At 53.1% G+C, this 13715-nt stretch carries 15 protein-coding genes; 12 read left to right on the top strand and 3 right to left on the bottom strand.

All coding sequences use genetic code 11. The features are described from left to right. The first annotated feature begins 4 nt into the window (after positions 1-4). Genes WC5_RS01265 through WC5_RS01280 form a run of 4 tightly spaced genes read left to right on the top strand, consistent with a single transcriptional unit; the run spans position 5 to position 2409 of the window. Positions 5-520, top strand: coding sequence for a fimbrial protein (locus WC5_RS01265; RefSeq protein WP_000877922.1), 516 nt, complete (start codon positions 5-7; stop codon positions 518-520). Beyond that, positions 517-1005, top strand: coding sequence for a fimbrial protein (locus WC5_RS01270; RefSeq protein WP_016231837.1), 489 nt, complete (start codon positions 517-519; stop codon positions 1003-1005). Before WC5_RS01265 ends, WC5_RS01270 begins: the two co-directional genes overlap by 4 nt. After that, entirely contained in the window at positions 1002-1541 is a 540-nt protein-coding gene (locus WC5_RS01275) for a fimbrial protein (protein WP_000847941.1), read from the top strand. Before WC5_RS01270 ends, WC5_RS01275 begins: the two co-directional genes overlap by 4 nt. Before the next feature lies 1 nt (position 1542). Continuing rightward, positions 1543-2409, top strand: coding sequence for a StfH/YfcO family fimbrial adhesin (locus tag WC5_RS01280; RefSeq protein WP_016231836.1), 867 nt, complete (start codon positions 1543-1545; stop codon positions 2407-2409). 104 nt (positions 2410-2513) lie between these two features. On the opposite strand, the gene smrB is transcribed toward WC5_RS01280, so the two are convergent. After that, positions 2514-3065 (bottom strand): endonuclease SmrB, encoded by a 552-nt coding sequence (smrB, locus tag WC5_RS01285; protein WP_000730806.1) that lies wholly within the window; start codon positions 3063-3065, stop codon positions 2514-2516. Between the two features lie 165 nt (positions 3066-3230). On the opposite strand from smrB, the gene prmB reads away from it, so the two are divergent. From prmB to WC5_RS01315, 6 genes are read left to right on the top strand one after another with little or no spacing between them, the layout of a single operon-like run. Beyond that, a complete protein-coding gene (gene prmB / locus WC5_RS01290) occupies positions 3231-4163 on the top strand; it encodes a 50S ribosomal protein L3 N(5)-glutamine methyltransferase (protein ID WP_010351486.1) in 933 nt (310 codons plus the stop codon). Positions 4164-4197: 34 nt separating this feature from the next. After that, positions 4198-5283, top strand: coding sequence for a chorismate synthase (gene aroC, locus WC5_RS01295; protein ID WP_010351484.1), 1086 nt, complete (start codon positions 4198-4200; stop codon positions 5281-5283). Between the two features lie 3 nt (positions 5284-5286). Continuing rightward, positions 5287-6111 carry a penicillin-insensitive murein endopeptidase gene (gene mepA / locus WC5_RS01300; protein ID WP_001043807.1) on the top strand — a complete coding sequence of 275 codons (825 nt, stop codon included), beginning with the start codon at positions 5287-5289 and terminating at the stop codon, positions 6109-6111. Then, the gene (locus WC5_RS01305) at positions 6111-6920 is read left to right on the top strand and encodes a sulfite exporter TauE/SafE family protein (protein ID WP_000447361.1); all 810 of its coding nucleotides are present in this window, start codon (positions 6111-6113) and stop codon (positions 6918-6920) included. Before mepA ends, WC5_RS01305 begins: the two co-directional genes overlap by 1 nt. Continuing rightward, positions 6920-7468, top strand: a complete 549-nt coding sequence (gene epmC / locus WC5_RS01310) for an elongation factor P hydroxylase (protein ID WP_001089209.1) — start codon at positions 6920-6922, stop codon at positions 7466-7468. Before WC5_RS01305 ends, epmC begins: the two co-directional genes overlap by 1 nt. Before the next feature lie 33 nt (positions 7469-7501). Continuing rightward, entirely contained in the window at positions 7502-7780 is a 279-nt protein-coding gene (locus tag WC5_RS01315; RefSeq protein WP_000559764.1) for a YfcL family protein, read from the top strand. A gap of 55 nt (positions 7781-7835) precedes the next feature. On the opposite strand, the gene mnmC is transcribed toward WC5_RS01315, so the two are convergent. Continuing rightward, the gene (gene mnmC / locus WC5_RS01320; RefSeq protein WP_000683764.1) at positions 7836-9842 is read right to left on the bottom strand and encodes a bifunctional tRNA (5-methylaminomethyl-2-thiouridine)(34)-methyltransferase MnmC2/FAD-dependent 5-carboxymethylaminomethyl-2-thiouridine(34) oxidoreductase MnmC1; all 2007 of its coding nucleotides are present in this window, start codon (positions 9840-9842) and stop codon (positions 7836-7838) included. Between the two features lie 158 nt (positions 9843-10000). On the opposite strand from mnmC, the gene fabB reads away from it, so the two are divergent. Together fabB and WC5_RS01330 are read left to right on the top strand one after the other, a co-directional pair. Beyond that, entirely contained in the window at positions 10001-11221 is a 1221-nt protein-coding gene (fabB, locus tag WC5_RS01325; RefSeq protein WP_000817178.1) for a beta-ketoacyl-ACP synthase I, read from the top strand. A 229-nt stretch (positions 11222-11450) separates the two neighbouring features. Beyond that, entirely contained in the window at positions 11451-12629 is a 1179-nt protein-coding gene (locus WC5_RS01330) for an MFS transporter (protein WP_000127794.1), read from the top strand. Here WC5_RS01330 and flk read toward each other — a convergent pair. Then, on the bottom strand, positions 12626-13621 hold the full coding sequence (gene flk, locus WC5_RS01335) for a flagella biosynthesis regulator Flk (protein ID WP_000615848.1): 996 nt from the start codon (positions 13619-13621) through the stop codon (positions 12626-12628). The two genes, WC5_RS01330 and flk, sit on opposite strands and share 4 nt — an antisense overlap. Positions 13622-13715: the final 94 nt, after the last annotated feature.

Raw genomic sequence — 13715 nt, 5'->3', positions numbered from 1 at the left:
TCTTATGAAATACACGTTTCTGGTGGGAACGGGCATTTTGCTCCTGAGCGGCTGGCTGACGGGCAACATTGCCGTCGCAGGGGAAAGTAAAAAGGTGTCATTATCGTTGCGCATTCTGGTCGATGCGCCACCGCCCTGTTCCGTGAAGGGGAGCAATGTTGAATTTGGCAATGTGTACATTAGCAAAATAAATGGCACAAATTACCGCACGACGGATGCGCTTTATACCCTGAACTGCGGTAACAAAATAGCAGGTGTTGATGATCTGCGGATGCAGCTTAAAGGCTCCACCACCGTGATTAACGGGGAAACGGTCATTGCGACCGAAATTTCAGGCCTGGGCATTCGCATTGAAAACGGCGCCGATAACTCCCTGTTTAAAGTGGGTGAAGGTAACTGGTCTGATTTCAATACTAACCAATTACCCAATCTCAAAGCCGTGCCGGTAAAACAAAGTGGAGTGCAGCTTACACCAGCGGAATTTAACGCCAGTATGACGATGGTGGTGGATTACCAATGAAAAAACTCACGTTCTTTTTACTCTGCGCGTATGGCGGCATGGCTCTGGCCGCTGACGATGACATCACCTTCCACGGTACGCTGGTGGCACCGCCTGTCTGTACTATCAGCGGTGGAAAGACCATCGAAGTGGAATTTCGCGATCTCATCATCGACAGCATCAACGGGGACTATGGTCGCAAGGAAGTGAACTATGACCTGAGCTGTGACTCCGCAGTTCGCGATCCCGACTGGAATATGACGCTCACCTGGACGGGGACGCAGACCTCGTACAATGACGCAGCTATCGAAACAGACGTTCCCGGCTTTGGTATTGAGCTTCAGCACGATGGTCAGCGTTTTAAGCTGAATACGCCGCTTGCCATTAACGCCATCGATTTTACGCAAAAGCCGAAGCTGGAAGCTGTGCCGGTAAAATCGGCTGATGCTGTGTTGAGTGATACCACGTTTTCGGCCTGGGCAACATTACGGGTGGATTATCAATGAAGACAGGACGCATTTATTCGCTCGGTTACGCACTGTTAGCGGGTCTGCTGCTGACCGGTAGTACTCGTACTCTGGCCGTGGACAACAACCTGCATTTTTCCGGCAACTTGTTAAGCCGTTCCTGCACGCTGGTGGTTGATGGCGGAAATCTGGCAGAAGTGCATTTTCCTGCCATCAGCCGTCAGGATCTTATGGTCGCCGGGGAATCCCCGCGCGTTCCGGTGGTGTTTAAGTTGAAAGATTGTAAGGGGCCAGCGAGTTACCAGGTGCAGGTGACCCTTACCGGTACGGAAGACAGCGAGCAACCGGGTTTCCTTGCGCTGGATACCACCTCAGCCGCTCAGGGCGTCGGGATTGGGATGGAGACGACCGACGGTGTGCGGGTGTCGATTAACAACCCGACCGGGGCGAAATTTACACTCAGCGATGGCAGCAATGACATTAATTTCAGGGCCTGGCTGCAGGCGAAAAGCGGTCGCGATGTCACGCTCGGTGATTTTACCGCCAACCTGACGGCAACCTTTGAGTATATATAAGATGAAAAAAATACGATTACTGCTTTGCGCCATGCTGGTGCTGTGTTTTAGCCAGGGAGCTCAGGCGAAACTGGGGGCAGTCTATAATAACGTGACGATCTATTATGGTACGGTTGGTGCCAATGCAACGCTTCGTTTCTACCTGGATTTACTCACCACCAATGGAGTTTATCATGGGGAGTATTATCAGAATCGATCGTATGGCGTCGCTATTGGGGATCTTCCTAATAAGTCATGGACTGGGCCGGGAAACATTCCTGCACCCAAAATAACGATAAAGTCGGGGGATTTTACACAAGACTCACATTGTCCGGGTGTTAAAGAGATTGATCCAAATTTTAACTGGAGATGTTCCGATCTCGTAATGACTATAGAAGTCTCCGGTTCGGCAGAGACGTGCCCGTGGATGGTGGGGATGACGGCAAACAGTTCTGTAACTGTATATTATAATTATCAACCGAGGGTAGAGAATTATAGGGGGCCTACCACCTATACAACAACTTGCCCAGGTGAGCCATTAACAAATTATGATATCTCCTGGAGTGCTAGTCGCGTTGTCCACAGCCAGCTATTGAATCTGAAATCAACCGGGGCCGTGATTGAACAAAACTTATCGACCTACCTGATGAAAGATGGTCAGCTCTGCGATGGCAGCGGAACGGATGAACGCGCCGCGTATTGTCGCTATGTAAATCAGTTGATTACCTTTACTGCTGAAGGATGCGATAACGCTAAAGTGACGGTGGCGCCAACCAGGCACCCGATTACCGATCGGCAACTGCACGATATGTTAGTGCGTGTGGATACCAGTAGCAGGCAGCCCATAGACTCCACGTGTCGATTCCAGTACATATTAAATATGCTGTAGCGCCCAGGCCAGATATGGCGTTACGCCGCATCCGGCATTTCTTGTCGGATGCGATGCTGACGCATTTTATCCGACCTACAAATTCCATATCCGGTTGTTGTCATTCAGGGCAATTCTGGCGGCAGCCACTCTTCCACTTCAATCAACACTAACAACGCCGCATCGCCGCCGTACTCTTTCGGAGCCTGGTGAAATGCCATCACATGCGGATGCTGCGCCAGCCACAGCGGCGTTTGCTGTTTTAAAATATGCTTACCGTGCCCGTGCATCACACAGGCACAAAACACATGCTCACGGCGGCAGGCAGCAATCAACGCGCCTAACTCTTGTTTGGCCTGAAGCTGCGTCAGACCATGCAAATCCAGAAACAGCTCTGGCGAATAATCACCACGGCGCAGTTTCTTCGCCTCAAAATGACTGACATCCGGGCGGACATATTTCACCGGGCCTTCGGTATTTAATAACGGTTGAAACTCATCGGAGAAATAATGGCTGGCATCCGCCTGTTCCTGAATCAACCGCTTGACCGGCACTTCGCTGATTTTTTTACGCTGCGGTCGATGGACAATCGTATCCTGCTTAATCTTGCGAGTGCCCGCCATCAGCTGGCGAAACAGTGCCTGATCCTCCTCGCTGAGTGTTGTTTTCTTTTTCATTTATGCATCTCTATTTTAATTTTCCTACAGTTTACCCGACTCGCAGCGCAATCGATCGGTCAAAACATAATTTTCCTGTGTCATCGCCGCGTGAATGCTGATTTATCGTCATCTTCATGGCAAACTAGCCGCCGAAATTAATGCGACCATGCCCTGGAGGAATACGTGGATAAAATTTTCGTCGATGAAGCAGTAAATGAGCTGCAAACCATTCAGGACATGTTGCGCTGGTCGGTTAGCCGCTTCAGCGCGGCAAATATCTGGTACGGTCACGGCACAGACAACCCGTGGGACGAAGCAGTGCAACTGGTGTTGCCGTCGCTCTACCTGCCGCTGGATATTCCGGAAGATATGCGTAACGCCCGCCTGACCTCCAGCGAAAAACACCGTATTGTTGAGCGCGTGATCCGCCGCGTCAACGAACGCATTCCGGTGGCCTATTTGACTAACAAAGCCTGGTTCTGCGGTCATGAATTTTACGTCGATGAACGCGTACTGGTGCCGCGTTCGCCGATTGGTGAACTGATCAACAATAAATTTGCCGGACTCATCAGCAAACAACCGCAGCATATTCTGGATATGTGCACTGGCAGCGGCTGCATTGCCATTGCCTGCGCTTATGCTTTCCCGGAAGCGGAAGTCGACGCGGTGGATATCTCTCCCGACGCGCTGGCGGTTGCCGAACAGAACATCGAAGAACACGGTTTGATCCATAACGTCATTCCGATTCGATCCGATCTGTTCCGTGACTTGCCGAAAGTGCAGTACGACCTGATCGTCACTAACCCGCCGTACGTCGATGCGGAAGATATGTCCGACCTGCCAAATGAATACCGCCACGAGCCGGAACTGGGTCTGGCATCTGGCACCGACGGCCTGAAACTGACGCGCCGCATTCTCGGTAACGCGGCAGATTACCTTGCTGATGATGGCGTGCTGATTTGTGAAGTGGGCAACAGCATGGTACATCTTATGGAACAATATCCGGATGTTCCGTTCACCTGGCTGGAGTTTGATAACGGCGGCGATGGTGTGTTTATGCTCACCAAAGCGCAGCTTATTGCGGCACGGGAACATTTTGGAATTTATAAAGATTAAGTAAACACGCAAACACAACAATAACGGAGCCGTGATGGCTGGAAACACAATTGGACAACTCTTTCGCGTAACCACCTTCGGCGAATCGCACGGGCTGGCGCTCGGCTGTATCGTCGATGGTGTTCCGCCAGGAATTCCGCTCACGGAAGCGGATCTGCAACATGACCTCGACCGTCGTCGCCCTGGGACATCGCGCTATACCACCCAGCGTCGTGAACCGGATCAGGTCAAAATTCTCTCCGGCGTTTTTGAAGGCGTCACCACCGGCACCAGCATTGGCTTGCTGATCGAAAACACCGACCAGCGTTCCCAGGATTACAGCGCAATTAAAGACGTTTTCCGTCCGGGTCATGCCGATTACACCTACGAACAAAAATACGGCCTGCGCGATTATCGCGGCGGCGGACGTTCTTCCGCCCGTGAAACCGCCATGCGCGTTGCGGCAGGGGCGATTGCCAAAAAATATCTCGCTGAGAAATTTGGTATTGAGATTCGCGGTTGCCTGACCCAAATGGGCGACATTCCGCTGGAAATCAAAGACTGGTCGCAGGTCGAGCAAAATCCGTTCTTCTGCCCGGACCCGGACAAAATCGACGCCTTAGATGAACTGATGCGCGCGCTGAAAAAAGAGGGCGATTCTATCGGCGCGAAAGTGACCGTTATTGCCAGTGGCGTCCCCGCCGGACTTGGCGAGCCGGTCTTTGATCGCCTGGATGCCGACATCGCCCACGCGCTGATGAGCATCAACGCGGTGAAAGGCGTGGAAATTGGCGATGGTTTTGACGTGGTGGCGCTGCGCGGCAGCCAGAATCGCGACGAAATCACCAAAGAAGGTTTCCAGAGCAACCACGCAGGCGGCATTCTTGGTGGTATCAGCAGCGGGCAACAAATCATTGCCCATATGGCGCTGAAACCGACCTCCAGCATTACCGTGCCTGGGCGCACGATCAACCGCTTTGGCGAAGAAGTTGAGATGATCACCAAAGGCCGTCACGACCCTTGTGTCGGGATCCGCGCGGTGCCGATCGCTGAAGCGATGCTGGCGATCGTTTTGATGGATCACCTGTTACGGCAACGGGCGCAAAATGCCGATGTGAAGACTGATATTCCACGCTGGTAAAACATGAACAAAACCGCGATTGCGCTGCTGGCCCTGCTTGCCAGTAGCGCCAGCCTGGCAGCGACGCCGTGGCAAAAAATAACCCAACCTGTGCCGGGTAGCGCACAATCGATAGGCAGTTTTTCTAATGGCTGTATCGTCGGCGCTGACACGCTGCCGATACAGTCCGAACATTATCAGGTCATGCGTACCGATCAGCGTCGCTATTTCGGTCACCCGGATCTGGTGATGTTTATCCAGCGACTGAGTAGCCAGGTGAACAATCTGGGTTTGGGCACGGTGCTGATTGGCGATATGGGGATGCCCGCTGGTGGGCGTTTTAACGGCGGTCACGCCAGCCACCAGACCGGACTGGATGTCGATATCTTCCTGCAACTGCCGAAAAAACGCTGGACCTCCGCGCAGCTCTTGCGCCCGCAGGCACTGGACTTAGTTTCCCGCGACGGTAAACACGTCGTCCCGACGCTGTGGAAGCCGGAAATTTTCAGCCTGATCAAACTCGCTGCGCAGGACAAAGACGTCACCCGCATTTTTGTTAATCCGGCGATTAAACAACAACTTTGCCTTGATGCGGGCACCGATCGCGACTGGTTGCGTAAAGTGCGACCCTGGTTCCAGCATCGTGCGCATATGCATGTACGATTACGTTGTCCTGCCGATAGTCTGGAGTGTGAAGATCAACCTTTACCGCCGCCGGGCGATGGCTGCGGGGCAGAACTGCAAAGCTGGTTTGAACCACCGAAACCAGGAACAACCAAGCCTGAGAAGAAGACACCGCCTCCGTTGCCGCCTTCCTGCCAGGCGCTACTGGATGAGCACGTGATCTAATGGAAACGTTTAATAGCCTGTTTATGGTCTCCCCGCTATTGCTGGGCGTTCTCTTTTTTGTCGCCATGCTGGCGGGATTTATTGACTCGATTGCCGGTGGCGGTGGGTTACTCACCATTCCGGCATTGATGGCGGCGGGGATGTCTCCGGCTAACGCGCTGGCAACTAATAAACTGCAAGCCTGCGGTGGCTCTATTTCCGCCACTATCTATTTTATTCGCCGCAAAGTCGTCAGCTTAAGCGATCAGAAACTCAATATCGCCATGACCTTTGTCGGCTCAATGAGCGGCGCACTGCTGGTGCAATACGTTCAGGCTGATGTCTTACGGCAGATTTTGCCCATTCTGGTAATTTGTATCGGCCTCTATTTCTTGCTGATGCCAAAGCTGGGAGAAGAAGATCGCCAGCGCCGGATGTACGGCCTACCTTTTGCGTTAATTGCCGGTGGTTGTGTCGGTTTTTACGATGGATTCTTTGGTCCGGCAGCCGGATCGTTTTATGCGCTGGCCTTCGTTACGCTGTGCGGATTTAATCTTGCCAAAGCCACCGCCCACGCCAAATTACTCAACGCAACCTCAAACATCGGCGGCCTGTTGCTGTTTATTCTCGGCGGCAAAGTGATCTGGGCGACGGGTTTTGTGATGCTGGTGGGGCAGTTCCTCGGCGCGCGCATGGGTTCACGACTGGTGTTGAGCAAAGGACAAAAGCTGATCCGCCCGATGATTGTTATCGTCTCGGCGGTGATGAGTGCCAAATTACTTTACGATAGCCACGGACAGGAGATCCTCCACTGGTTGGGGATGAACTAATGAACAGTACACACCACTACGAGCAGTTGATTGAAATTTTTAATGGCTGCTTTGCCGATGAATTTAATACCCGTCTGATTAAAGGCGACGACGAACCGATCTATCTTCCTGCTGATGCGGAAGTACCGTATAACCGAATCGTCTTTGCTCATGGTTTTTATGCCAGCGCCATCCACGAGATTTCGCACTGGTGTATTGCCGGGAAAGCCCGCCGTGAACTGGTTGATTTCGGTTACTGGTATTGCCCGGACGGACGCGATGCCCAGACGCAAAGCCAGTTTGAAGATGTTGAAGTTAAGCCGCAGGCGCTCGACTGGTTGTTCTGCGTGGCGGCGGGATATCCGTTTAATGTTAGCTGCGACAATCTGGAAGGCGACTTCGAACCGGATCGCGTGGTGTTTCAACGGCGGGTACATGCTCAGGTCATGGATTATCTGGCAAACGGTATTCCCGAACGTCCGGCACGCTTCATAAACGCATTACAAAATTATTATCACACGCCGGAACTTACGGCGGAACAGTTCCCGTGGCCGGAAGAGCTCAACTGAAGTCAGCGCCACGTTTTACAATGAGGAAAGAAGATGATCGCGGAGTTTGAATCACGCATTCTGGCATTAATCGACGGTATGGTTGACCATGCCAGTGATGATGAGTTGTTTGCCAGTGGATATTTGCGTGGCCACCTGACGTTAGCCATTGCAGAACTGGAAAGTGGTGATGACCACTCCGCCCAGGCGGTGCATACAACCGTTAGCCAGAGTCTGGAAAAAGCCATTGGCGCCGGTGAATTGTCGCCGCGTGACCAGGCGTTGGTGACCGATATGTGGGAAAACCTGTTTCAGCAGGCTTCACAGCAGTAAGTAATGTGCCGGATAAGGCGTTCACGCCATATCCGGCAAGCAATGCCAGAGCAGATTACCCCGCCTTAACCGCTTTCCCTTTCAACAATTTCCGCACCCATAACCGATTCGGATTTAACGCCGCCAGCGTACTGGCATCCATCGGAATCGGCTCGTCGCTCATCTGCGCCGCCAGAATTTCGGCACACAGCGGGGCAGAACACAAACCACGCGAACCCAAAGCTGCAAGCATAAACAGATCGTCATAAATCGGCGCGCTTACCGCTTCATCTTTCTGTTCCGCCAGCGAGGCATATTCCGCGAGCGTTGCGTCATAATCAGGCACATTTCCCACCATTGGCAGATGATCGCGGGTAGCACAACGCACACCGCAACGAGCCTCTTTTTCACTGACATCGACTTCTGTCGCCCATTGCGCCTGCGGGAAACAATCAATCAACCGCTGGCGATTCTGCAGCTGATCATCTTCACTGTACGCCGTCTCCTCACTTCCGCGATGGTAACTGGCGCCGATACAATGATGCTGATTCGCCGGATTTTGTGGCGTGAGATAACCGTCATAACACAGCACCTGCTTAAGCTTCGCCAGTTCCGGCGTTGTCGGAATATGGCTAACCTGCCCGGCAACTGAATACACCGGCAGAGGCGATGTTTGGCTGAAACGGCTAATTTGATGCCCGTTCGCCAGTACCACCACGCTATGCATCGTTTGCTGACTATCCGCAAATGTCAGTTGCCACTTATCATCTTTACGGGATAAATCCTTTAACTGATGCTGATAACGAATCTGCAAACCTTGCTGTTCCGCCAGTTCCAACACATTACGGGTAAGTTCTGCCGGACACAGCCAGCCGCCTTGCGGATAAGTGATACCACCACAATTTGTCGCAACACCTGTAACGCCTTTAATCTCATTTGCATCGACCGCCATCGCCAGATCTGCGGGTAAATCCATCGACAACATCTGCGCGATTTTATGCTCGCTTTTCTCATCCCAGCCTAACTGCGTGACGCCGCACCAGTCATGATCAAATTTAACGGGCAATAAATCGTAAAGCCGACGAGCAAAAGTAAACGCATTAGAGAAAAAGCGGTTCAGCGCCTCATCATGTTTGCTCAACAACGGATACAGCGCCCCCTGGCGATTGCCAGAAGCACCCAGCGCAGGGGTATCATCCGCGCAATAAAGCGTTACCTGCCAGCCGCGCCGCAACAGCGCCAGAGACAATAACGCGCTGGCGATACCGCCGCCGATAACTGCGGCTTCCCGTGTGCTGCTACCTGTACGGTTAAACCACGGCGTGGAGGAGGGGAGTGGTAATGTCTGTTCCATCACGCCGCAAAGCATTTCCCGTTTCCGCCCAAAGCCCTTACGCTTTTGCATCGTGAATCCAGCTTCCTGCAAACCGCGACGGACAAATCCGGCAGATGTGAAGGTCGCCAGTGTGCCGCCAGGACGCGCCAGACGCGCCATGGCGTTAAACAGGTTTTGCGTCCACATATCCGGGTTCTTCGCTGGTGCAAAGCCGTCCAGAAACCAGGCATCCACTTTTTGATTCAGCGAATCGTCCAGTTGGCTGGTCAGTTCGTTAATGTCGCCAAACCATAAATCCAGCGTTACGCGTCCTTCATCGAGCAATAAACGATGGCAACCGGGCAAGGGTAAAGGCCACTGCGCCTGGAGTTGTTCCGCCCACGGCGCCAGTTCCGGCCAGTGTTGATGCGCTAACGCTAAATCAGCACGGGTGAGGGGAAACTTCTCAAAACTAATGAAATGCAATCGCTGCAATTGTGCCTGCGGATGCGCCTGGCGAAACTGATCAAATGCCTGCCAAAGCGTCAGGAAGTTTAATCCGGTGCCGAAGCCGCTCTCCGCTACCACAAACAGAGGATCTGGATGAGCAGGAAAACGTGCCTCTAATTGGTTACCCCCAAGAAAAACATAACGCGTCTCTTCCAGCCCGTTATCGTTGGAAAAATAGACATCGTCAAAATCTCGGGAAACAGGTGTACCCTCAGCATTAAATTCGAGGTTGGCAGGTTGTATTGAGTAGTGTTTCACGTAAGTTACTCGTCTTACAGGCGGTGGCTCGATCTTAGCGATGTGTGTCAGGCCGCGCAAATTTCTCTATAAATTGTCTGATCGGACTTGTTCGGCGTACAAGTGTACGCTATTGTGCATTCGAAACTTACTCTATGTGCGACTTACAGAGGTATTGAATGAAACGTGCAGTGATTACTGGCCTGGGCATTGTTTCCAGCATCGGTAATAACCAGCAGGAAGTCCTGGCATCTCTGCGTGAAGGACGCTCAGGGATCACTTTCTCTCAGGAGCTGAAGGATTCCGGCATGCGTAGCCACGTCTGGGGCAACGTAAAACTGGATACCACTGGCCTCATTGACCGCAAAGTTGTGCGCTTTATGAGCGACGCATCCATCTATGCATTCCTTTCTATGGAGCAGGCAATTGCAGATGCTGGCCTCTCTCCGGAAGCTTACCAGAATAACCCGCGCGTTGGCCTGATTGCAGGTTCCGGCGGCGGTTCCCCGCGTTTCCAGGTGTTCGGCGCTGACGCAATGCGCGGCCCGCGCGGCCTGAAAGCGGTTGGCCCGTATGTGGTCACCAAAGCGATGGCATCTGGCGTTTCTGCCTGCCTCGCCACACCGTTTAAAATTCACGGTGTTAACTACTCCATCAGCTCCGCGTGTGCGACTTCCGCACACTGTATCGGTAACGCAGTCGAGCAGATCCAACTGGGCAAACAAGATATCGTGTTTGCTGGCGGCGGCGAAGAGCTGTGCTGGGAAATGGCGTGCGAATTCGACGCAATGGGCGCGCTGTCTACCAAATACAACGACACCCCGGAAAAAGCCTCCCGTACTTATGACGCTCATCGTGACGGTTTCGTTATCGCTGGCGGCGGCGGTATGGTCGTGGTGGAAGAGCTGGAACACGCTCTGGCACGTGGCGCTCACATTTACGCTGAAATCGTTGGCTACGGCGCAACGTCTGATGGCGCAGATATGGTTGCTCCGTCTGGTGAAGGCGCAGTTCGCTGCATGAAGATGGCGATGCACGGCGTTGATACCCCAATCGACTACCTGAACTCTCACGGTACTTCGACTCCGGTTGGCGATGTGAAAGAGCTGGCGGCTATCCGTGAAGTGTTCGGCGACAAGAGCCCGGCAATTTCTGCAACCAAAGCAATGACCGGTCACTCACTGGGCGCGGCGGGTGTGCAGGAAGCTATCTACTCTCTGCTGATGCTGGAACACGGCTTTATCGCCCCGAGCATCAACATTGAAGAGCTGGACGAGCAGGCGGCGGGTCTGAACATCGTGACCGAAACAACCGATCGCGAACTGACCACCGTTATGTCTAACAGCTTCGGCTTCGGCGGCACTAACGCCACGCTGGTAATGCGTAAGCTGAAAGATTAATAGGTAGAGTCGGTCGGATAAAACGCGCCAGCGTCGCATCCGACAGCAACGCAAAAGGGAACCTGATGGTTCCCTTTTTCACATCGTTGACAATCGCTGCCGCTTCCAGGCAAACTTCCCGCTTTGTCAATTGCCTTCTGAAAACACGTACGCGACGCACCGTAACCCTGAAAACCAGAGAGATGAGACGGGGACACTCCTCGCCTTGCGCTGCATTCTGGAGTAATGCATGACTGCTGTAAGCCAAACAGAAACACGATCTTCTGCCAATTTTTCACTCTTTCGTATCGCCTTTGCGGTTTTTCTAACTTACATGACCGTAGGGTTACCGTTGCCGGTTATCCCGCTGTTTGTTCATCATGAACTGGGCTATGGCAACACCATGGTCGGGATTGCCGTCGGCATTCAGTTTCTGGCTACGGTGCTGACGCGTGGTTACGCCGGGCGGCTGGCCGATCAATATGGCGCAAAACGTTCGGCGCTTCAGGGGATGTTAGCTTGTGGTCTGGCTGGCGGCGCGTTGCTGCTGGCGGCACTTTTGCCCGTTTCTGCACCGATTAAATTTACTCTGCTGGTTGTCGGACGTTTGATTCTTGGCTTTGGTGAAAGTCAGTTGCTGACAGGGGCTTTGACATGGGGATTAGGCATTGTCGGGCCGAAACACTCTGGTAAAGTGATGTCCTGGAACGGAATGGCCATTTACGGCGCACTGGCAGTCGGCGCACCGCTTGGCTTACTGATTCATAGCCATTATGGTTTTGCCGCACTGGCGCTTACTACAATGGCATTGCCGTTACTGGCGTGGGGCTGCAATGGCACAGTACGCAAAGTACCGGCAATGGCGGGAGAACGCCCATCGCTGTGGAGCGTTGTTGGGCTTATCTGGAAACCAGGGCTAGGACTGGCGCTTCAGGGTGTTGGCTTTGCGGTTATCGGGACTTTTGTTTCGCTTTACTTTGCCAGCAAAGGATGGGCGATGGCGGGCTTTACGCTCACTGCCTTTGGCGGCGCATTTGTCGTTATGCGCGTGATGTTTGGCTGGATGCCAGACCGTTTTGGCGGCGTAAAAGTGGCGATTGTCTCTCTGCTGGTGGAAACGGTAGGCCTGTTGCTGCTCTGGCAGGCACCGGGCGCGTGGGTCGCGTTAGCTGGCGCGGCGTTAACCGGAGCTGGGTGTTCGCTTATTTTCCCTGCGCTGGGCGTGGAAGTGGTTAAACGTGTTCCTTCCCAGGTTCGCGGTACTGCGCTCGGCGGCTATGCCGCGTTTCAGGATATCGCCCTCGGCGTTTCCGGGCCGCTGGCGGGAGTGCTGGCGACCTCGTTTGGCTACTCTTCGGTATTTCTTGCCGGGGCGATATCGGCGGTGCTGGGGATTATCGTGACGATACTGGCGTTTCGCCGGGGTTAACTCACCAGCCAAAACAACATCACAATGATGACGACGAATAATATCCACAAGCTGGGGCGCATTGACATTTTTTGTATCGTGTCAATTAATGGGGTAAAGGGATTGAACAGCGGTTGAATATCACGCGGTTCAATGCCTTTTACCCGCCGCTGATAGAGCTGGTTAAGGATATCCTCGGCCTGTGCAGAAGTCAGGGCTGAATGCGTAGAAAGGCCATACTTTTGCTCAACATAGGTCGATAATACCGTCAGCTCGCTGGCATCCAGTGGCTGTTTTAGCGCCATCTGGAGCGACTCCAGCGTCGGTGTGTGTTGCTGACTTAACGCCTGACGCGCCTGTAACCAGGTGACCAGATGGTTAAACTGTTTCGCCGGAATCAACTCGCCATCTTTCACCCCTGAAAGTTCCAGCATCGATTGCCAGATCTGTTTACTGGGTTCCCCCGTGGCTGCCGCGAGTTTTGTGACCAGTTGTTTGAGCGTATTGTGCTCCGCTGGTAATAAAGGTCGATCGGTCGCCTGGCGCTGTTGCGGCTGCGGGATAACCATCTTCCCTTCCTGTAGCAGAGTCAGGACGGTTTTTAACTGCTCTGGTGAGAGTTGATTCAGCGGCGTCTGACCAAAATTATGCCGGATATAATCCGTGACGGCCTGACGATTATTCCCCAGACGTAAATACTCCCCCAATTGAGCCAGAAGTTGGCGGACAGAATAACTTTTTTGCGCAGACAGCAGACGTTGCGCAAGGTTTTGTTCTGCGGCCGGGAAGTGGCGTGAAAGCAAAGGTGAATCACCCGGCAGACCGATGTCGTGCTTTATATTGGCCCACAATTCCGCTCTCTGCTGTTGCGTCAGCGAAGTTATTTTGGTCATCAAACTTTCCAACGCGGTACGTTGCAAGCTGGATAAAGGCTGATTGCCTGCGCCAGACGACAGGTTATCCCCCTGACCTGGTGGTTGCGCAGGTGGAAGGCCTGAAAGAGGTTGTATCATTACGTATCCTTATACCTGAAATCATCGCAAGTATGCCTGGCCGCGAGATTATGGCACACTTGTCCGGTTAACTCTCGTTCTCATACAGGTAGCA

Origin of the sequence: Escherichia sp. KTE114, from assembly GCF_000407765.1 — a bacterium.
Classification (GTDB): Bacteria; Pseudomonadota; Gammaproteobacteria; order Enterobacterales; family Enterobacteriaceae; genus Escherichia; species Escherichia ruysiae.
The sequence above is the reverse complement of the archived record's forward strand: the minus strand, read 5'-3'. Positions and strand labels throughout refer to the sequence as shown.